The sequence below is a fragment of the Vibrio sp. 10N.222.54.E6 genome (genome assembly GCF_041473955.1).
Taxonomy (GTDB): domain Bacteria; phylum Pseudomonadota; class Gammaproteobacteria; order Enterobacterales; family Vibrionaceae; genus Vibrio; species Vibrio tasmaniensis_A.
Genome location: NZ_JBFRTD010000041.1, coordinates 67,243 through 86,205, shown reverse-complemented (window position 1 = coordinate 86,205; position 18,963 = coordinate 67,243). Strand labels below are relative to the sequence as shown.

General features: G+C 43.2%; 17 protein-coding genes and 1 pseudogene. 8 read left to right on the top strand and 10 right to left on the bottom strand.

Annotated elements, in window-relative coordinates; all coding sequences use genetic code 11:
* Nucleotides 1–53 precede the first annotated feature (53 nt).
* Both AB4513_RS21850 and pepT read right to left on the bottom strand, forming a co-directional pair.
* The gene (locus AB4513_RS21850) at nucleotides 54–521 is read right to left on the bottom strand and encodes a DM13 domain-containing protein (protein WP_017099789.1); all 468 of its coding nucleotides are present in this window, start codon (nucleotides 519–521) and stop codon (nucleotides 54–56) included.
* A gap of 76 nt (nucleotides 522–597) precedes the next feature.
* Nucleotides 598–1,830: a peptidase T gene (gene pepT, locus AB4513_RS21845; RefSeq protein ID WP_102258178.1), complete on the bottom strand. Its 1,233-nt coding sequence runs from the start codon at nucleotides 1,828–1,830 to the stop codon at nucleotides 598–600.
* A gap of 349 nt (nucleotides 1,831–2,179) precedes the next feature.
* On the opposite strand from pepT, the gene AB4513_RS21840 reads away from it, so the two are divergent.
* The 3 genes from AB4513_RS21840 (at nucleotide 2,180) to AB4513_RS21830 (ending at nucleotide 4,653) form a co-directional block, all read left to right on the top strand.
* Complete coding sequence (locus tag AB4513_RS21840; protein ID WP_009844784.1) at nucleotides 2,180–2,326, top strand: hypothetical protein; 147 nt, start codon at nucleotides 2,180–2,182, stop codon at nucleotides 2,324–2,326.
* 348 nt (nucleotides 2,327–2,674) lie between these two features.
* Nucleotides 2,675–3,727, top strand: coding sequence for an aldo/keto reductase (locus AB4513_RS21835; protein WP_102258179.1), 1,053 nt, complete (start codon nucleotides 2,675–2,677; stop codon nucleotides 3,725–3,727).
* A 191-nt stretch (nucleotides 3,728–3,918) separates the two neighbouring features.
* Nucleotides 3,919–4,653 carry an RNA methyltransferase gene (locus AB4513_RS21830; protein WP_009844781.1) on the top strand — a complete coding sequence of 245 codons (735 nt, stop codon included), beginning with the start codon at nucleotides 3,919–3,921 and terminating at the stop codon, nucleotides 4,651–4,653.
* A 97-nt stretch (nucleotides 4,654–4,750) separates the two neighbouring features.
* Here the strand turns inward: AB4513_RS21830 and fdxA are convergent, their stop codons facing one another.
* Nucleotides 4,751–5,074 carry a ferredoxin FdxA gene (gene fdxA, locus AB4513_RS21825; protein ID WP_009844780.1) on the bottom strand — a complete coding sequence of 108 codons (324 nt, stop codon included), beginning with the start codon at nucleotides 5,072–5,074 and terminating at the stop codon, nucleotides 4,751–4,753.
* 254 nt (nucleotides 5,075–5,328) lie between these two features.
* On the opposite strand from fdxA, the gene AB4513_RS21820 reads away from it, so the two are divergent.
* Complete coding sequence (locus AB4513_RS21820) at nucleotides 5,329–6,960, top strand: NAD(P)/FAD-dependent oxidoreductase (protein ID WP_102258180.1); 1,632 nt, start codon at nucleotides 5,329–5,331, stop codon at nucleotides 6,958–6,960.
* Between the two features lie 119 nt (nucleotides 6,961–7,079).
* On the opposite strand, the gene AB4513_RS21815 is transcribed toward AB4513_RS21820, so the two are convergent.
* The 3 genes and pseudogenes from AB4513_RS21815 to bluB form a co-directional block, all read right to left on the bottom strand.
* Nucleotides 7,080–8,546 carry a hypothetical protein gene (locus AB4513_RS21815; RefSeq protein ID WP_017099784.1) on the bottom strand — a complete coding sequence of 489 codons (1,467 nt, stop codon included), beginning with the start codon at nucleotides 8,544–8,546 and terminating at the stop codon, nucleotides 7,080–7,082.
* Between the two features lie 197 nt (nucleotides 8,547–8,743).
* On the bottom strand, nucleotides 8,744–10,399 hold the full coding sequence (locus tag AB4513_RS21810; protein ID WP_102258181.1) for an ABC transporter substrate-binding protein: 1,656 nt from the start codon (nucleotides 10,397–10,399) through the stop codon (nucleotides 8,744–8,746).
* A 132-nt stretch (nucleotides 10,400–10,531) separates the two neighbouring features.
* Nucleotides 10,532–11,189: pseudogene (gene bluB, locus AB4513_RS21805) on the bottom strand (5,6-dimethylbenzimidazole synthase).
* A 433-nt stretch (nucleotides 11,190–11,622) separates the two neighbouring features.
* Between bluB and AB4513_RS21800 the strand changes: the two are divergent.
* From AB4513_RS21800 to AB4513_RS21790, 3 genes are all read left to right on the top strand, one after another.
* Entirely contained in the window at nucleotides 11,623–12,822 is a 1,200-nt protein-coding gene (locus AB4513_RS21800) for a DEAD/DEAH box helicase (protein WP_102258182.1), read from the top strand.
* 109 nt (nucleotides 12,823–12,931) lie between these two features.
* Complete coding sequence (locus AB4513_RS21795) at nucleotides 12,932–13,333, top strand: PPC domain-containing DNA-binding protein (RefSeq protein WP_102258183.1); 402 nt, start codon at nucleotides 12,932–12,934, stop codon at nucleotides 13,331–13,333.
* A 70-nt stretch (nucleotides 13,334–13,403) separates the two neighbouring features.
* Nucleotides 13,404–14,027, top strand: a complete 624-nt coding sequence (locus tag AB4513_RS21790) for a PolC-type DNA polymerase III (RefSeq protein WP_102258184.1) — start codon at nucleotides 13,404–13,406, stop codon at nucleotides 14,025–14,027.
* Nucleotides 14,028–14,109: 82 nt separating this feature from the next.
* Here the strand turns inward: AB4513_RS21790 and AB4513_RS21785 are convergent, their stop codons facing one another.
* On the bottom strand, nucleotides 14,110–14,946 hold the full coding sequence (locus tag AB4513_RS21785; RefSeq protein ID WP_102258185.1) for a DUF6279 family lipoprotein: 837 nt from the start codon (nucleotides 14,944–14,946) through the stop codon (nucleotides 14,110–14,112).
* A 261-nt stretch (nucleotides 14,947–15,207) separates the two neighbouring features.
* Here AB4513_RS21785 and AB4513_RS21780 point away from each other — a divergent pair, with 261 nt between their 5' ends.
* Nucleotides 15,208–15,381, top strand: a complete 174-nt coding sequence (locus AB4513_RS21780; RefSeq protein ID WP_009844771.1) for a hypothetical protein — start codon at nucleotides 15,208–15,210, stop codon at nucleotides 15,379–15,381.
* Nucleotides 15,382–15,521: 140 nt separating this feature from the next.
* Here the strand turns inward: AB4513_RS21780 and dbpA are convergent, their stop codons facing one another.
* From dbpA to AB4513_RS21765, 3 genes are all read right to left on the bottom strand, one after another.
* Nucleotides 15,522–16,901 (bottom strand): ATP-dependent RNA helicase DbpA, encoded by a 1,380-nt coding sequence (dbpA, locus tag AB4513_RS21775; protein ID WP_009844770.1) that lies wholly within the window; start codon nucleotides 16,899–16,901, stop codon nucleotides 15,522–15,524.
* Nucleotides 16,902–17,049: 148 nt separating this feature from the next.
* On the bottom strand, nucleotides 17,050–17,958 hold the full coding sequence (locus AB4513_RS21770) for an aldo/keto reductase family oxidoreductase (RefSeq protein WP_102258186.1): 909 nt from the start codon (nucleotides 17,956–17,958) through the stop codon (nucleotides 17,050–17,052).
* Between the two features lie 217 nt (nucleotides 17,959–18,175).
* Entirely contained in the window at nucleotides 18,176–18,769 is a 594-nt protein-coding gene (locus AB4513_RS21765) for a hypothetical protein (protein ID WP_102258187.1), read from the bottom strand.
* Nucleotides 18,770–18,963 lie beyond the last annotated feature (194 nt).

Here is an 18,963-nt window from a genome sequence, read left to right as displayed (position 1 = left end):
GACCTTTCGCGGTTAAATTTTGTTCGAAAGATCAACACGCCCTAGTAAGGCTATCATTTTATCTTGGCAGAAGTAATAAATTGGCCAAAAGTTTCACACCAAATCACAACGGTATTAAATCGATTAAGATCAGTACCTTCTGGGAGGTTAACCATAAATCGGTCGAATGTTTTTACATCTCCGACTCTCAGTAACTCACTCTTGCTGTCATTGAATGCCTGTTCGGTTTCAATAAACTTAGGTGATAGGTAAACCTTATAATCCGGCCCCGGCGCCAATTCACCTTCAAAAGCTATCGCACTTTCAGAGACAGAGACCATGCCCTCTCCCCAATGCAAAAAGTCACTGTCTTGTCGGTCTTTGGTGAACTCACCTGTATAGATCGCCTGCTGACTGATCGCTTCAACAGAACTTGAGGAAGGAGAATCAGGCTCAATCAAGATAGGTAGTGCGTAGACACCAAGCCCAAAACCAAAAGCACCCACGGCTAAGTGGGTGCAAAGTAAAACTAACTTTTTCATCGCGTACTCCCTTATGCTTAAAGAGAGTATTAATGAATACTCTCAAAAATACAAAGAGATATCGCGTTTTAGGCGGCTATTTTTGATAGTGAATAGCGGTACGTTGAGAGAGTTTCACGATCACTTCTACCCCTTGTTCCATACCTTGAATGGTAATGAACTCGTGAATACCGTGGAAGTTGTAGCCACCAGTAAAGATATTCGGACACGGTAGCCCCATGAAAGATAAGCGAGCACCGTCTGTACCACCTCGGATAGGCTTGATCATTGGCTCAACATCGCACTCAATCATCGCTTGCTTCGCTAATTCAATAATATGTTGATGCGGTTCAACCATCTCTTTCATATTGAAGTAGCTATCGGTTAGCACCAGCTCAACACGGCCTTTCTCAAGACGCTCATTCAGCTCATCCACTTTCTGTTGCATGAATGCCTTACGCGCTTCTACACCCTCACGTTCAAAATCACGGATGATGTATCCCAGTTCAGAGCGAGCCACCCCCATTTCAGCCGACTTCAGGTGGTAAAAACCTTCATAACCTTCTGTGCACTCTGGTGTTTCTTGCGCAGGCATCATCAGTTGGAATTGCGCTGCAATGTTCATTGAGTTCACCATTTTACCTTTGGCGGTACCTGGGTGAACGTTCACACCATGACAGATAACATCAGCGCTCGTGGCATTAAAGTTCTCAAATTCCAACTCCCCTACTGGCCCACCATCGATGGTATACGCCCACTCGGCGCCAAATTTTTCAACGTCAAACAGGTTCGCACCGCGGCCAATCTCTTCATCCGGTGTGAAACAAATGCAGATGTCGCCATGTTTGATGTCTGGATTCGCTTTCAGGTAAGCAATCGCACTGATGATCTCAGCGATGCCCGCTTTGTTATCGGCACCAAGCAGAGTTGTGCCGTCAGTCGTAATAAGGTCGTGACCATGTAAAGAATCAAGGTCTGGGTATTGGCTTGGGTTCAAACTCTCGCCACTTTCACCTAATTCAATCGTTCCACCCTGGTAAGCTTTAATCACTTGTGGTTTCACATTTGCTCCTGAAGCATCAGGAGCGGTATCCATATGCGCCACAAAGCCAATCGCAGGCACTGGATAATCGACATTCGACGGCAGTTTAGCCATCAAATAGCCATTTTCGTCTAAAGACACATCAACTAACTCTAATGCAACCAATTCTAACTTTAAGGCTTCAGCAAAAGTAATTTGACCCGGTGAACTTGGGCATTGCTGATTAGAAGGATCGGATTTAGTATCAAAAGTAACGTAATTCAAGAAACGTTCTACAAGCTTTTCCATAATTCATCTCACCATGGATTAAGTAATTGATTTACTGACCTAATTATTAAGATAGATAAGCGATGTATTTTTAGACAAATACGTACGCAGAGTCAGTCGCGAGGCTTTTCATCTTACGCCCCTGACCATGTATGTAATTGCTCTAAATCATTGTTGTGCGAAATTAGATGCGCTTCCTATACTTGAAAACAGAGGGTTTCGTCAGTTCAACATTGCATACGGATGATAAGCGATCGCTTTGTACGCATTCTACGCCCTCCGCTCTCAGCCTAAAAAAAGTACAAAGTAGATGATGATCACAATTTATCCTTGATGCAGAATCTGTCATACGTTACACGGAGACACAGTTATGACGATTAATAAATATTTCATTTTCTCTCCTCAAGCCTCTGAGGAAACGCTTCAACCAGTATTAACTGAGAAAGAAGTTCAAAGGCAGGAAGCTCTAAGACAGGCGCAATCTCAAGGTGGTTTTGACACCAACGCGACCTCGTAACTTAATCAATACTCAGAACTTGTTTATAGAACCCCTAAAAAAGAGCTCTACTTCTCGTTGATGTAGAGCTCTTTTGTCTCTGAATCTTTCTCCTATCCCAATGCAGCTTCATTCAGGCGCCTGATCTATTAACACCTTGTTATCTATCGCGTCTTTTGTATGTTGCTTCTCAATCATCAAGCAGACTCATTTGTTGCAATGAGAAATGATTCATTAAACTTGTCCAAGCCATACCCTGTGTTGCCATTTTGTGCTAATAATTTATATTCGTTTTCATTCCTCACTCGCCCTCTTTCAATATCCACACTGCGAGCACTAACGAGCCTCACTACAGGAACCCCGAATTTAATGGAATACTCAAAATTAGGAAGTAGTCAAATTCCCGTTTCCCGAATCTGCCTTGGCAGCATGACTTGGGGGCTGCAAAATACGCAACAACAAGCTGACCAACAAATCGAATACTCGCTAAGCCAAGGTATTAACTTTATCGATACCGCAGAGATGTACGCAGTACCACCGTCTCCAGACACCTACGGTAAAACGGAAGCAATCATAGGTAACTGGTTAGCTCGCAATCCGCAGCGCCGCCAAGAAGTCATCATCGCCAGCAAAATTGCAGGTCCGGGATTGCCTTGGGTTCGAGATGGCGGGCCAATCACGGGGGAAGCTGTAATTGCAGCGGTTGACGCTTCACTAGCGCGTTTACAAACGGACTATATCGACCTTTACCAACTGCATTGGCCAAACCGAACGACGCCTCACTTTGGCAAGCATTTCCCGAATCATATTCGATTCAGTGATATCGACCGAAAGCAGCATGAAGCGGAGATGCTAGAGATCCTCCAAGCACTAGCGGGCTGCATTAAAGCCGGAAAAATCCGTCATGTTGGTTTGTCTGATGACACCACTTGGGGTATTAACACTTACCTTAAGCTCAGTGAGAAGCATGATTTACCGCGAATGGTCTCTATTCAGAATGAATTTAGCTTGCTGCACGCGAAAGACTGGCCTTATTTGATTGAAAACTGTGTGCATGAAGACGTTGCCTACCTACCATGGTCACCGTTAGCAGCGGGCATGCTGAGTGGCAAATACATTGATGGTGCGAGACCAGAAGGCAGCCGTTGGACGTACATGCAGCGTAAAGGTATTTTCCGCGACACTGAGTCTGCCAATGAGGCCGTAAAAGGATATTTCGAAGTTGCGAACGCTCACGGGTTTACACCGAGCCAACTAGCATTAGCGTGGTGTAATCAAGTTGATGGTGTCACCTCCACTATTATTGGCGCAACCACTATGGAACAACTGAAAGAGAACGTAGCAGCGTTCAGCAAACCGTTGTCAGAAGAGATCCTTACCGATATCAACACAGTGTTTAAGCGCTACCCTGCCCCATATTAATCATACAGGTCAGCTAATCTTGAGTTCAGCTTAATGTTAGATGATTAAATCAGATAAGAGCGCGCTATTTAGTGCGCTTTTCTTTTTTAAGTGGGTTGCTTTTGCTTTTTAGTGGATCGCATTGAGTTATCACGCTTTTGGTTATCCAACCTTTGCTCTATAATGCGCGGGCTTATATCTAGGATAAAAACATGATTTCAAAAAACCAATTAAAACTCCTTCGTGCTTTGGGCCAAAAGAAACAACGTAAAGCCCACGGCCTGTTTCTAGTTCAAGGTGAAAAAAACGTACTTGAGCTGTTCAATAGTGACTTAGTCGTAAAGAACGTCTTTGCTACGGCTGATTTCTTATCTGAAAATCACGCGTCACTGTTTGAGTTTGATTGTGTTGAAGCCTCGCTTGATGACCTAACCAAAGCGAGTACTTTGGTGAGTAACAATGCGGCGATTGCTGTTGTTGAGATCCCAACGTTTGAATTACCAAAAGCTACTGGGTTAATGATTGCACTGGATGGTGTATCTGATCCGGGCAACCTAGGTACGATTATTCGCGTAGCAGACTGGTATGGCATTAAGCATATCGTTGCGAGCAGCGATTGTGCAGACCCATACAACCCGAAAACGATCAGCGCGACCATGGGCAGCTTTGGCCGAGTACACGTAAGCCAAACAGACTTACCTGAATACTTAGAGCAAGCGAACCTGCCTGTTTACGGAGCGTTCTTAGAAGGTGAAAGTGTTCATAAGACGGAATTTACTGCCAACGGTATTTTACTGATGGGCAGTGAGTCTCACGGTATTCGTGAACACGCCGCTAAATTCGTGACAGACAAGATTACGATTCCAGCATTCGGTGGCGCAGAGTCTCTGAACGTAGCAATGGCGACAGGTATTATTCTCGACAACATGCGTCGTCAGCATAGCTAAATTTCATAAGCTAACGAGCCAGTCGACACTGCTCAGATATTAAAAAAGGCGTATTGATTAAATCAGTACGCCTTTTTATTTGAGTTCTTTTCAACAATTACTTTTCTAGCATTGCCAACTTATCAGCGACACCATTCCACTTTTCAGCTTCATCCATCGGTGCTTTGACTTCAGTTTGTACCGGCCAGATTTCGGCAAGCTCGGCATTCACTTCAATAAAGATCTTTTGATCTTCTGGCAGATCATCTTCTTGGAAGATCGCTTGAGCATCGCATTCAGGTACACATAAACCACAATCAATGCATTCGATTGGGTTGATTACCATGAAATTCGGGCCTTCATGGAACGCATCTGCGGGGCATACCGCCACACAGTCTGTGTATTTACATTGAATACAGTTATCGCCTACGACAAATGCCATGATGCTCTGCTCTATAAGTTAGTCAAAATTGAAGAATGGAGGATAATACTCATCCCAAGGCAAAATTCAACATCATACGGCTCTAATATCGTGTCTATTTGCTCCATGTTTCCAAATTAGTATGACAGATAAATCAATTTCTCGTAAAATGCGCGCCATTGTGAGCTTATCGCTTCTTTCAACATCAGCGTTTTCATCAAACTCTGCGTTTAGAAGCGGTCTAGCTAAGACACCTATAAAGACGAGACATCGAAATGATACGTTTAACCGAAATTAAACTCCCTCTAGACCACGAAGAATCAGCCATTCAAGCTGCTATTGAAGCGAAGCTTGGCATTAATTCTGATCAGGTACTTTCTTTTAATATCTTTAAACGTGGCTACGATGCTCGTAAGAAATCAAAAATCTTACTTATCTACACGCTTGATGTTCTCGTTGAAAACGAAGCTGAGTTGTTAGAGCAATTCATTAGCGACCCGCACGTAAAAGTGACTCCCGACATGGAGTACAAATTCGTGGCTAAAGCGGTTGAGAACCAAACTGAGCGCCCTGTCGTTATCGGTTTTGGCCCTTGTGGTTTATTCGCTGGCCTAGTGCTTGCTCAAATGGGTTTCAATCCAATCATCGTTGAGCGTGGCAAAGAAGTTCGTGAACGTACGAAAGACACCTTTGGTTTCTGGCGTAAGCGTACTCTGAACACTGAATCAAACGTACAGTTTGGTGAAGGCGGCGCAGGTACATTCTCTGACGGTAAGCTTTACAGCCAAGTTAAAGATCCAAAGCACTACGGCCGTAAGGTAATCGAAGAATTCGTAGCTGCTGGCGCACCAGAAGAAATTCTATACGTAAGTAAGCCACACATCGGTACCTTTAAACTGGTTACCATGATCGAGAAGATGCGTGCTTCTATCATTGAGCTAGGTGGCGAAATCCGCTTCAGCACTCGCGTTGATGACGTTCACATGGAAGACGGTCAAATCACTGGCTTGACGCTTTCTAACGGTGAAGAGATCAAATCTCGCCACGTTGTACTGGCTGTTGGCCATAGTGCTCGTGATACGTTTGAAATGCTGCACGAACGTGGCGTTTACATGGAAGCTAAGCCTTTTTCTGTTGGTTTCCGTATCGAACATAAGCAAGCGATGATCGATGAAGCTCGCTTCGGTAAAAACGCAGGTAATCCTATCTTAGGTGCAGCGGACTACAAATTAGTACACCACTGTAAGAATGGCCGCACTGTATACAGCTTCTGTATGTGCCCGGGTGGTACTGTGGTTGCCGCGACTTCTGAAGAAGGCCGCGTAGTAACCAACGGCATGAGCCAATACTCACGTGCAGAGCGCAACGCAAACAGTGCCATCGTTGTGGGTATCGACCCAGAGCGAGATTACCCAGGTGATGCACTAGCAGGTATCCGTTTACAACGTGAATTAGAAAGTGCCGCTTATGTTCTAGGTGGCGAGAACTACGACGCCCCTGCACAGAAAATCGGTGACTTCCTGAAAGGTCGCGATCCAAGTGAGATCGGTGAAGTAAAACCATCATTCACACCAGGTATCCACCTAACTGATATTTCAAAAGCACTGCCTGATTTTGCTATCGAAGCAATTCGTGAAGCAATCCCAGCGTTCGAGAAGAAGATCAAAGGCTTCTCTACGCCAGACGGCCTGCTAACGGGTGTTGAGACGCGTACGTCTTCTCCTGTCTGCATCAAACGTGGCAAAGACTTCCAAAGCATCAACCTTAAGGGCTTCTTCCCGGCTGGTGAAGGCGCAGGCTACGCTGGTGGTATCCTATCTGCTGGTATCGATGGTATTAAGGCTGCGGAAGCGCTAGCGATATCAATGGCTGAACAAAACCAAGCTGAGAAAATTGAGATCGCTTAGGCACTTTCGATAAAGCAAAGCTAAATTGCGATTAACCAAAACTAAAAATCCAGTGTCTTGTAGACACTGGATTTTTTATTGCATACGGATTATCTAGATTTACTCGGTATCGACGGGCTTTACTTACAAGTGTTTTTTGACCAGTTCACACCATCATTTGAACACTCAAACAGACTTGTCCCATTCTGGTAATAATAACCTCTAGTCCAGTTACCTTGAGAATCTTTAGACGTTATCGTCTGAGTATAATCAAAAGGTGTATTTTCAATGTGCGCATATTTATGACGAGTCCAACTATCTGAACCGTGTGCAGTGTTCTCATTGAAATCAACTGATAGATAGTTTAATACATCAAAGTCGCTTCGTGAGATATTAGATAAAGTATCACCTAAATTGACCCACTCAGGGTAAGGAGCATTTGAACCATAATGGTACTTCACCTGAGTTTGAGTAAACTGGTCTTTATAATCACCAACAACATCTGACGTTAAAGTTTGGCTAAATCCATTACCCACACTTTGAGTGGAACAGCTTTCCCAATCAGGCTGTTGAGACCAACCACTATTCTTTACACCAAAGGTGGTTAGTGAATTGGGTTGCACCTGTTGTTTAATTGTTTCCTGAACTGAACACGAGTGCTGCGTTCCATCACTGCTCAATGAAAACCAAGCTTCCTTGTCATATTCCAAACCATTTTTCTTCTGGCTATTACGCTCAATGTGCTTATTTAATTCTAGTTCTGTTTGTAGATCAGCTGACACTTCATGTTCAATAACAATCAGCTTGTCAGCGGTCATCACTGTTTTAACTTTATACCACTTATTAATTTCGTTCTTTTTAGAATAGTCCCAATGCTCCCAATAATAATCAACATAGGCTTGCTGAGCTTTGGGGTTTTCTTTTTGAATATCTTTAGTCTCTTGATACGACTTTTTAATGGCTGGCATCATTTTCTGCGCTAATTCATAAAGCTCAGTGTTTTGGGCTTTGACGAAGTCGCCATACAAGTCTTTCACTGCAATGTTATATCGATTCGCAATTCGGAAATCATGTTCCTTAACATTTTGGATAATGCTATTTTGAGTGTTTACAGCTTGCTTCAAAGCGGAACAACTGTTTAAACCACCTTTATATAGGTCGGCTTGGATCTGATTCCATAAAACGGTAGTAAGTGGCGTAGTAGATTTAATTTCTTGGTCAGAACTCACTGTCATTACTGGTGGGAAGACCAATTGATAAGGTTCAGTAATCGGCGAGTTAGGGCTATCCGCATCAATAGCACCAACCGGAACATTCACTACAATTGGGGCATAGTCCATACAGTCAGAGTTAGAACCAGTTAAAGACAATTGATAACTGCCTTCATCGTCCGTGATACTACTTGGCTCTCCCTCATCCAATACACCATTATAATTGATGTCTAGAAACGCGGTTGCACCGGAAATATACCCGTCAATGGCAACACCTTGTAAGGTTTTTGTTTGAGGAGCGGGAGCACTTGTACTGCTGCTACCACCGCCTCCCCCCCCGCCACAAGCAGCAAGACCACCAGCTATAAGTGCGATAGAAATAAGCTTAAGTTTCATTCGATGAGATCCTAATAAAATACATTAATAAGTAGGGTTGCCATTGGGGGGATGACCGAGAATGACTGTGATAGTCATGACCAGCCATAATAACGATTGGTATTCAAAAGAAACATGAAAGAGTGCTAGCCGATTCGTGCATGTTTTCATTTTGAACAGAAACTAAAAAATGGGTAAATGGAGTAAAAATGGACTAACTACTTCTCGCTCGAAGTTATCCAAAGCTTATAAAAATCACTATAACCGGTTTGGTTAACCTCTACGCCATGAACCTCAACACTATTAAAAACCTTCTCTTTACCGTGAAATAACGGACAAAGTAACTTCTGTTGATAAAACGAATCTTCAATCTCTTTCAAGTCGCTCATTAGGTTCTCGCCACTCACAGCGGCTCTAACTCTCTCGCAATGCGCCTTCATCTCAGAACTGTTGAAAATGAATCTAAGCCCAGATGAAGCAAGTAGCCAATCGTAAAGGCCATAATCGGCTGGCTGTTCGATAACTTCTTCAATGAATAACAAGTCTGCCGACTCACTCATGGAGCTAGGGTCACTGATGTTGGGAAGCTCAACAACTTCAATAGCAACACCTGTCTTTACAATAGTTTGTTGTAGCCAATCAGCCATCTCTTGAAGTAAAGGAATCGTCATTCTAGGTCGTGTTAGGACAACAGTGCCCGTCAAATTAGGAATTGGATTACTGGACGCTAGTTCGCTAAGCGAGAAAGACAAGTCATCGGCCACCATATCAGCATCGAACTCTTTACTACTGGACTTAATAAACGATACCAGCCTGTCGAGTTCTTCAGGGGTTATACCTGATTTTTCTCTACGATTAACCGCAAGATACGAAAGTGCATTGATGGTGGTTTCTTCAGCGACGCCAGATTGATTAAAACTCAGAGTGTGGTCATTTAAACCTTCTATGTCGGTAAGCGTTATTTGTTCTAACAAGGCATTTTGAGCAAAGTAACCTCGGTGACGTTTAAGAACCAAGCGCTCTTCGCTCCAATCATCCAATGAGAAAGGTCCTGTTCCGATATAGGCACTGCGGCCACTCGAAAAATAGGTACGCTTACGACGATAAATAGACGCGTGTGGACTAGTCAAAGCATGGAGAAACATTGGGTTTGCGTATGTCAGCTCAATAGTCAGTTGTTTATCACCCACCACTTGAACATCACTGACCTGATCAAATAAAGACTGTACCGGACCTTCAATATTTTTTAGCTGCAACAAACATTGAGCAACATCTTTGGCCGTTAAAGTTTCACCGTCATGGAATAACACATTCGGTCTCAACCAAAAATGCAGAAAGCGCCCTTCCATCTTCCAATGGTGCGCGAGGCTCGCTTGGGGATTTCCATCATGATCTTGGACGAGTAGCGTATTGTAGAGGCTTCTTAAGATGTGATGTTCACCAGTTCGGTATGTTTTGGCTGGCTCAAGGTTATCGACCCACGGATATTGAGTGATCAGTAAATGGTCATGTTGTTGATTGAACAGACTATGTTTTTCAGTCGCTAGCGTCAGTGCCTTTATTGCCGCATCACCATAGCTTTCTAGAAGACGGGGAATAACATTAAAGCCCCCCTGTTCTAACTGAAGCGCTAACACTTGTTCTAATGCTTCGGGAAAGCTGACCAAAATTCTAAATTGGCTAAGCTTCCCTCTCCCTTTAGACGGAATCCAACAAATCCAGCGATATTCCGATAAGCATTTAAGAATGATCGAAGTGTTTCTGCGAGAAGTCGATAGCGAGTGTTCGAGATCATCGATCGTTAGATGATACTCTTCACCTATTTCATACTTTGCAATAAGTTGTTGAAGTCTACGTAAGTTAGCGTCGTTCATTGAATTCCAGACTAAAGCTGTATGTCAAATGTCATTAATATCAGTATGAATTTATAAATTCAACTTTACACTGAAATATCTATAACAAGTTTTGGCTTTAAATATCAATAAATTAGATAAAAAAGCCTTTAATCACTCCGTTTTACTAGGGCTCCACTTACCTTCATGAATCGCTGAATTCACGTCTCTTCTTGGTAACCAACCCATGGTTTCAAGTTCTGGCTTATCTTTGATAGTGGTCAACGTAACCAATGCACAGGTACGCCACAATATCGATGTTTTCTGGTATATCTAATGCGTCTCGTAGTGTTGAGTCGTGCATGATACTCACCCACCCTAAGCCTAGGTTTTCGGCTCTAGCTGCCAGCCATAAGTTTTGAACCGCACACACGGTGCTGTACAGATCCATCTCTTGTTTGATGGTTCTACCTAACACGACCTTTCCGGTTCGGTTGCGATCGCAAGTCACACAGATACCGATAGGCGATTCAACAATACCTTCAAGCTTTAGGCGCTTATACATCGCTTGTTTTTCATCGGTGAACATTTCCGCGGATTCTGCATGAGCCTGATTAAAACCGGCTTTGATTTGTTGTTTGGTTTCGATATCACGGACAACGACAAAGTCCCAAGGCTGCATAAATCCAACACTGGGAGCATGGTGCGCTGCGGTTAGCACACGCATCAAAACGTCTTCTGGGATCTCATCAGGAAGAAACTGACCACGAACATCTCGGCGAGAAAAAATCGTTTTATATACTGCATCGCGTTCATTCGGCGTAATTTCCATACATCCCTGTCTTATCGTCGTCTTATTGAGCCAGTATTATCCAACTAAAGTGTGTATGTTGCTAGGGCGTGTTGACCTTTCGTGGTTAAATTTTGTTCGAGATAAAAGCGTTTTAATCGCGGCGAGGGAGAAGTTGCCTAGTCACTCTAAGCAAATCTCCCTCAACAAAGAGTAAAACGCTTTTAGCCGAACCCTTCGGGCAGCGTTTGCTGGTCATTTCTACTACGTTATCGGCTTCTCATGTAGGCTAGCTACACATCAAAGCCTCTGCCTTGTATAAATCCCCAGCAACTCGCTGCAAAAATTAGCTCGAAAGATCAACATGCCCTAGCAGTACACAAGCAACATGGTAGAATGCCGCCATTAATCTTATCCTTGTATAAGATTGTTGAACCTTTCCATCGCTATTTAGCCAAATCATACCGAGAAACTTATGCCATTTTCCAAGCTTGGATTAAGCTCACCTATTGTTAAAGCCGTTGCAAAACAAGGCTATGAAAAGCCAACCTCTATTCAAGAAAAAGCAATTCCGATTGTGCTTTCTGGTAAGAACCTAATTGCTGCTGCACAAACAGGTACAGGTAAAACTGCGAGCTTTGTTCTCCCTATCTTAGAAATGCTAAGTAAAGGTGAAACACAACGTAAAAAACGTATTCGTGCTGTTATTCTGACACCAACTCGCGAGCTTGCGATTCAGGTTGAGCAGAACATTACTAAGTACGCGAAGTTCCTAAACCTAACATCACTAGCGATGTACGGTGGCGTATCTTACCAACACCAGAAAGACCGCTTGATCGAAGGTGTCGATATTCTTGTGGCAACTCCAGGTCGTTTGATCGATATGTACGGACAACGTGCCGTTCATTTTGATGAAGTTGAAGTACTGGTTCTTGATGAAGCCGACCGCATGTTAGACATGGGTTTCATTGAAGACATCAACAAGATCATTGCGCGTTTACCACAAGACATCCAAAATCTACTGTTCTCAGCAACGCTTTCAACGCCAGTGCGTGCGCTAGCGAAAAGTGCTATCAGCGAAGCGGAAGAGATCTCAATTGCCAAAACTGACGCTTCTAAAGCGAACATTGAACAATGGTTGGTAACCGTAGATAAAGACCGTAAGTCTGCACTTTTAAGCCACATGATCAATGACGGTGAATGGGACCAAGCGCTTATCTTTATCGAGACTAAGCACGGCGCGGCTAAGCTAGTTGCCCAACTTGAAAAGCGTGGTATCGAAGCTGAAGCTTTCCACAGTGGACGTAGCCAAGCGATTCGTGAAAAGATTCTGGCTGATTTCAAAAAAGGTCGTCTAAAGTATCTAGTTGCGACAGGTGTTGCTGCTCGTGGTATCGATATCGATAATCTAAGCCGCGTAGTAAACTACGACATCCCATTCCCAGCAGATGATTATGTTCACCGTATTGGTCGTACTGGCCGTGCTGATGCATCTGGTGAAGCGATCTCTTTCCTATCGAAAGACAACTTCAAGAACCTGTGCATTATCGAAAAACGTCTTGGTCACTTGATTGAACGTCGTGTTGTTGAAGGTTTTGAACCACGCAAAGAAGTGCCAATATCTGTATTGAACTTCGTGCCTAAAAAGAAAAGAGACCTACAGCAACCTGAGTAATTTCAGGTTTAGACAATGCGAAAGTCGCGTTAGCCAAAATGAAAATAAAACGAAGCCCTATGTGGCTTCGTTTTGTTCTTTGAAATACATATAAAGTTGAGGCAATAAGATGATCACTCCTATCGCAACGAGATTAACTAGAGGCCAAGATCTAAAGCTTGAACTCCAAAAGCTAGTGACAGCGCACAATATCTCAGCGGGCTCTGTCGCGTCATGTGTCGGATGTGTTTCTCAACTCAATATTCGTCTGGCTAATGCAAACAACACCAAGCTAATCAAAGCTCCATTCGAAATCGTATCTGTGATGGCAACGCTAACCTCGAACCACCAGCATATTCATATATCCGTTGCTGATGAAAATGGTGACGTGATTGGCGGTCATCTGTTGGAGGGAACGATCATCGCAACCACCGCTGAATTGATTGTTCACCGCTACGATACTTTGACCTTCAACAGAGAGCATGACGATTCGACGGGTTACACTGAGCTCACTATCAGCAGTAACACATAATAGCTTCACTGATAGCAGCACCAAACGCCTCACATAAAGCGATACCACCCAATAGTAATTAGGAAACACGATGGCTCCAAACTCCGCAGACTCCGTTATCGTTCTCGATTTCGAAACCACAGGCTTATCACCAAACATGGGTGACCGAGCGATTGAAATCGGTGCGGTTAAATTAGTTAACGGCGAAGTCGTCGACACCTTTCAGCAACTCATGAACCCAGGGTTTCGTGTTAGCGGGTTCATTGAAAGCTATACCGGGATCAGTAACCGCATGTTAAGCAAAGCGGCCAATTGTAGCGAAGTGATGGATGAGTTTGCAGACTTTATCCAAGGCAGCCAACTTGTTGCTCACAATGCGTCGTTTGATAAGCGCTTTCTCGATGCGGAATTAGACTTTATTGGCCGAGACTACACAGGCAAGTTCGCTTGCTCAATGTTGATTGCTCGCCGCCTAATCCAAGATGCGCCGACTCATAAGCTAGGCGACCTTGTGCGCTTTAAGAATATCGACAACGACGGTACTTTCCACAGAGCGTTAGCCGATTCAGAAATGACAGCACGGTTGTGGTTATTGATGATTGATGAGCTTCAAAGTGACCACGGCATTCAACAGCCGAGTTTTCAACTGATGCAGAAAATATCTAAGACCGCTAAAGGCTCTATTCCAAAGCTGCTGATGAGCAACAGAAATTAAATATCTAAACTCTCTCCCCTTCAAGTTTGATTGACAGGCTAGTCGCATGGATAACTACTAGCCTTTAGAACGAAAGAAGACTCTACTCCTGCAGTGATTCAAATGTTCCTTTAAGGCTTGCTAATTCACTCATGAAATAAGCCCACTGCTTATTAGTGCTGCTTTCTACGATATCGACTAAAAAATTGGCTGATGTCTGCATGTTCTTATCAAGCTCAGGCTCAAGTCCTTCAGGATAATAAGCTTCATTGTTCAGAAGCAGGTTCATAATAATCGGCTGAGCTATATCTAAGTCACTTTTCTTTTCTATCAGTGTCGATAAATCTTGGTAGGTATTATTTTGATATTGGCGCCAGTTATCGTTGGTATTTACCCATTCTTGAGACCAAGTTGAAATAATCTGCTTTTGCTCTTTCGATACCGATCCTAGCCATCGCTCTAACCGATCTTCAATTCGACTTCGATAACGTTCTCTCGAATCTTCATCATTCAATGATAATCTTTCTTCGTAATATTCTTGCTGCTTTTCCCTAAAATTCTTTAAGAATTCCTTATCTTGTTTAGGGTTAAACTGCATGCTTAAAGCGTAAATATCGGGAGAGAACTTACTAACGATTGAGCGAATATGGTCTCTAATTTGGTCACTTTGTTCAGTGATAAAAGCAGAATTCATATCAGAACGATCTGTGTTTTGGATCACTTTTAATTGCGAAACATATAACGGCAGTTGAGTTTCTTTATGCCATTGCTGTAATGAATCGAGGCGCTCTTCGAGCTCTGATTCCTGACTATTGGAAAGAGTTACAAAGTCTTCAATATAGCTAACGACAAACCAGCTTATATTGTTATAGGCAAATTTAGTCCCGCAGCCAAAGAATAGAAAACAGCTTAATAAGACTAACCAGCGACACTTTCTCATTACACCCTCTCACAACATTTTACTCAACAACGAACCTCAAGACGATCTTATAACATTAGCTACAAAATCGGGTTCTCGTAAAAACTTTCGGATAAATTGAGACTCAGACTTGCTAATCTAACTATTTCGGCAAATGATTAAACTAAAAATAATTAATGGCAGTGATGTAACTTGATTTTTATTACTCATTTGACGCAATACGAGCCCTATAAATGAGTTGGGTTGGCGTATTTCAAATGATTGATATTTGGGAGGGGAGCTATGGCCGCTATTCCTGATCATCCAAGCGATTTAGAATATGAGCTTTGTTATTTTGACGATGGTTCAATAACCACAATAACGATATTGGTTCACAATCGAAAGGAAGCGATGACTTGGTATCTTAGCGAGGGAAAACATATCAACGATCTTTATTCGATAAGACCCGATGAATAATGCTTTGGTATAGAGAACTAGGTCGATAAACCTAAGAGAGTAAACTTGAGTGGCATTTTGTGGAACACCCTTTACTGCAATGTCATTAAGTAGCAATCTCGTTAATTAGACATATCGCAGCAAAGGGATTCAATCTCGAATTATTTCAGAATTCGGGCGCGGAATTGACGACCCTTCATCTTACCTGATTCGATTTTGCCTAATGCTTTCTTAGCCATTGATCTTTCTACAGCAACGTAAGCGCGCATCGCGAACAAGTTGATCTTACCTACTGATTTACCATCAATACCGCCTTGGCCTGTCAACGCACCAAGGATATCACCTGCGCGAAGTTTCGCTTTCTTACCACCATCAATCTGGATAGTTACCATGTTTGAGTAGTACGGCTTAGCAATTGGTTTAGCTGGCAACTGAGACGGTTCGATTGGCATATCCATGTACTCATCAATTTGAGCAACACGGTGCATCTCTTTTTCACTAAAGAAGCTAATTGCAACACCTTTACTTCCTGCACGACCAGTACGACCGATGCGGTGTACGTGAACTTCAGGATCGCGAGACAACTCAAAGTTGAACACAGCATCTAGGTTATCAACATCAAGACCACGAGCAGCAACATCTGTTGCAACCAAGATAGAGATGGTTTTATTTGAGAACTGAACCAAAGCTTGGTCACGTTCACGCTGTTCCATGTCGCCATGAAGCTCAATAACACTGAAGCCACGGTGGCTTAGCTCGTCGTTTACGTTCTGTACTTCTTTCTTAGTATTACAGAACACAACCGCTGACTCTGGTTGATGATGAAGAAGCATTAGCTCTAGTGCGTCATCACGAGCTTCAGTACCTTCAACCTTATAAAAGTGTTGCTGGATGCTTGAGTGATCGTGTGTTGATTCAACCTTCACCATTTCAGGGTTATTCATGATGCGGTCTGCAACAGATTTAATCTGTTTAGGGAAAGTTGCACTGAACAATAACGTTTGACGATCTTTTGGTGCTGCTTCAATAACAGCATCTAGTGCATCTTGGAAACCCATTTCCAGCATGCGGTCGGCTTCATCTAACACAAGTGTGTTCAACTCAGACAGGTCAATACGGTCTCTCTCTAGGTGGTCCAGGATACGACCAGGAGTGCCCACAAGAATGTGTGCGCCATGCTCTAATGAACCAATTTGTGGGCCCATTGGCATACCGCCACATAGTGTCAGCACTTTAATATTGTGAATACCACGAGCAAGAGTACGGATCTCTTTTGCTACTTGGTCTGCAAGCTCACGAGTCGGACATAACACTAAAGACTGAACACGGAAACGCTTAACGCGTAGGTTTTGCAGCACGCCTAAACCAAAAGCAGCTGTTTTACCTGAACCCGTTTTACCCTGACCGATAACATCCTTGCCATCCAGAATAGTAGGAAGACTTAACGCTTGAATAGGCGTCATTTCAGTATAACCAAGAGAATCTAACGTATTTAGAAGCTCTGGCTTAAGGGCGATTGAAGAGAATTTTGAAGTGCTCAATGGAAATATCCAACTGGTGAAAAACAGAGTGCATTATGAGTGTTTTTGAAAATTATTCCACCTTAATCACAGTTTTGAAGAAATAGGTTAGGCGAACACAAAAAAGCCAGCTTTGTTGGCTGGCTTATCGTCATTTTCGAATTACTTCTTATGGCACACCGTGACCTTTTGAGGCAACCCAAACGCGATACCATTGCTCGCGCGTCAGTTCGATTTTCAGTGAATCAACGGCCGTTTTCACTCGCTCAATCTTACCTGAACCAATAATAGTAATCGGATTAGACGGTAATCGACGAACCCAAGCGTAAATTACTTGGTCAATACTATCTGCACCCACTTCTTGGCGAATGGCTTCTAGTTCATCACGAACACGAATCGCTTGTGCTGAATCGCCACTAAAGATGCTACCACCACCGAGACAAGACCACGCCATTGGACGAATACGGTTCATCTGCAGTTGATCTAGCGTGCCATCATGAGCCACTTCGAAGTTCAATGGGTTGATTTCAACTTGGTTCGTCACCAGTGGCTTACCTAGCCGTGATTGCAGTAAGTCGAACTGACGCGGTGAAAAGTTAGAGACACCGAAGTGCTTAACTTTACCTACCTTATGTAGTTCAGCGAACGCTTCTGCTACTTCATCCGCGTCCATCAATACGTCAGGGCGATGAATCAGTAATACATCAAGTTCGGTTACACCCAAACGCTCTAGAGAGTTATTTACTGATTGGTAAATATGGTGCGCGCTGGTGTCATAGTGATTGATCTTGCGATCTGGAGTGTGGTCACCACACAAGTTGATGTCGCACTTGGTGACGATTTGAATATCATCTCGAAGGCTCGGCTCAAGCGCTAATGCTTCACCAAACAACTTTTCACATTGGTAGTTACCGTAAATGTCCGCGTGATCAACCGTTGTGATGCCAAGATCAATGTGCTGCTTTAGGAAAGTCAGACGTTGTTGCGGGGTCATACCCCACTCAGCTGTACGCCAGTATCCTTGCACCAGCTCAGAAAGTTCTGGGCCTTGTGGCGCTACCGTTACTTTTGCAACCATGGGTTGTCTCCTTTATCAATACTGAACGTATCCTAAGCTCGTTTTACCGAAGGCTCAACGTATAACAAATGGCAAAGGTAAACGCTTACTAAAAATGTGAGAGCCACAGAAAAACGAACACTTAAATGAATTATAACTTGCTGTCTGCCCGTGAGCCGTTCTCCTGAAAGGCTTGTTTACTCTGATGAATGACGAAACCATCTATAAATTTGAGCAATTAAAAGCGATTTAGTTCAACCGTTAAGTTGTCACCATCACTATGTAACTGAATCCAAGGGGCTGAAGAACGAGAAGAGGATGAGGAAGAGCTAGGCACATTCCATACACTCATTTGCTCAGAGGAATGATGTGGTGAGTTGATGAATTCTACGAGTTGTTTATCTACCTTGTCGTAACCAACTCCCTCACGTTTCGCTTGTTCGAGTTGAGCGACGACATCAAAATCATCCTCTCCAATGCGAATTGAACTGAGAGCAAAGCCATCTTGACGAAGATATGCCTGAAGCTTTGTGTAACTTAGGTTCGAATATGGCAGATTAAGGCGAACCACTTCGACGCTTGAGTCACCCAACTCCAGTTCAACATAAACATCCAAATCGTAATATTGGGTTAAGTCACTGCACAACAGAGTGCCTTCAACTTCGCCACAATCCATAAGATCGATATCGTTAATATAGTTTTGAGAACTCGGTTGAGTTGGGTTGCTATTGAATACCGTCCGTAACCACCAGCTTTCACTCGCTTGCGCAGAAAATGAAAAGGTACTCAGAGCCAATAAAAAAGATAGGATGAAGCTAGGAAGAGTTCTCATTATTTGTGCTTATTTCACGCGGTATGGAGCGTGCATTATACGTGACCAATCAACAAACAACTGCTCGATTTACATCTATAAAACTAAAAATATTGCTCAACGATAAGATTAACAAACTTGATACTAAGAAGAGTTGCACTCTGTTATATCTGTCGTCACACAATACACCCCATGAATGTGTCATAATGTTGAAA

Coding starts and splice junctions, on each gene's coding strand:
- AB4513_RS21850 (WP_017099789.1), bottom strand. CDS start 521: ATGAAAAAGTTAGTTTTACTTTGCACCCACTTAGCCGTGGGTGCTTTT.
- pepT (WP_102258178.1), bottom strand. CDS start 1,830: ATGGAAAAGCTTGTAGAACGTTTCTTGAATTACGTTACTTTTGATACT.
- AB4513_RS21840 (WP_009844784.1), top strand. CDS start 2,180: ATGACGATTAATAAATATTTCATTTTCTCTCCTCAAGCCTCTGAGGAA.
- AB4513_RS21835 (WP_102258179.1), top strand. CDS start 2,675: ATGGAATACTCAAAATTAGGAAGTAGTCAAATTCCCGTTTCCCGAATC.
- AB4513_RS21830 (WP_009844781.1), top strand. CDS start 3,919: ATGATTTCAAAAAACCAATTAAAACTCCTTCGTGCTTTGGGCCAAAAG.
- fdxA (WP_009844780.1), bottom strand. CDS start 5,074: ATGGCATTTGTCGTAGGCGATAACTGTATTCAATGTAAATACACAGAC.
- AB4513_RS21820 (WP_102258180.1), top strand. CDS start 5,329: ATGATACGTTTAACCGAAATTAAACTCCCTCTAGACCACGAAGAATCA.
- AB4513_RS21815 (WP_017099784.1), bottom strand. CDS start 8,546: ATGAAACTTAAGCTTATTTCTATCGCACTTATAGCTGGTGGTCTTGCT.
- AB4513_RS21810 (WP_102258181.1), bottom strand. CDS start 10,399: ATGAACGACGCTAACTTACGTAGACTTCAACAACTTATTGCAAAGTAT.
- AB4513_RS21800 (WP_102258182.1), top strand. CDS start 11,623: ATGCCATTTTCCAAGCTTGGATTAAGCTCACCTATTGTTAAAGCCGTT.
- AB4513_RS21795 (WP_102258183.1), top strand. CDS start 12,932: ATGATCACTCCTATCGCAACGAGATTAACTAGAGGCCAAGATCTAAAG.
- AB4513_RS21790 (WP_102258184.1), top strand. CDS start 13,404: ATGGCTCCAAACTCCGCAGACTCCGTTATCGTTCTCGATTTCGAAACC.
- AB4513_RS21785 (WP_102258185.1), bottom strand. CDS start 14,946: ATGAGAAAGTGTCGCTGGTTAGTCTTATTAAGCTGTTTTCTATTCTTT.
- AB4513_RS21780 (WP_009844771.1), top strand. CDS start 15,208: ATGGCCGCTATTCCTGATCATCCAAGCGATTTAGAATATGAGCTTTGT.
- AB4513_RS21770 (WP_102258186.1), bottom strand. CDS start 17,958: ATGGTTGCAAAAGTAACGGTAGCGCCACAAGGCCCAGAACTTTCTGAG.
- AB4513_RS21765 (WP_102258187.1), bottom strand. CDS start 18,769: ATGAGAACTCTTCCTAGCTTCATCCTATCTTTTTTATTGGCTCTGAGT.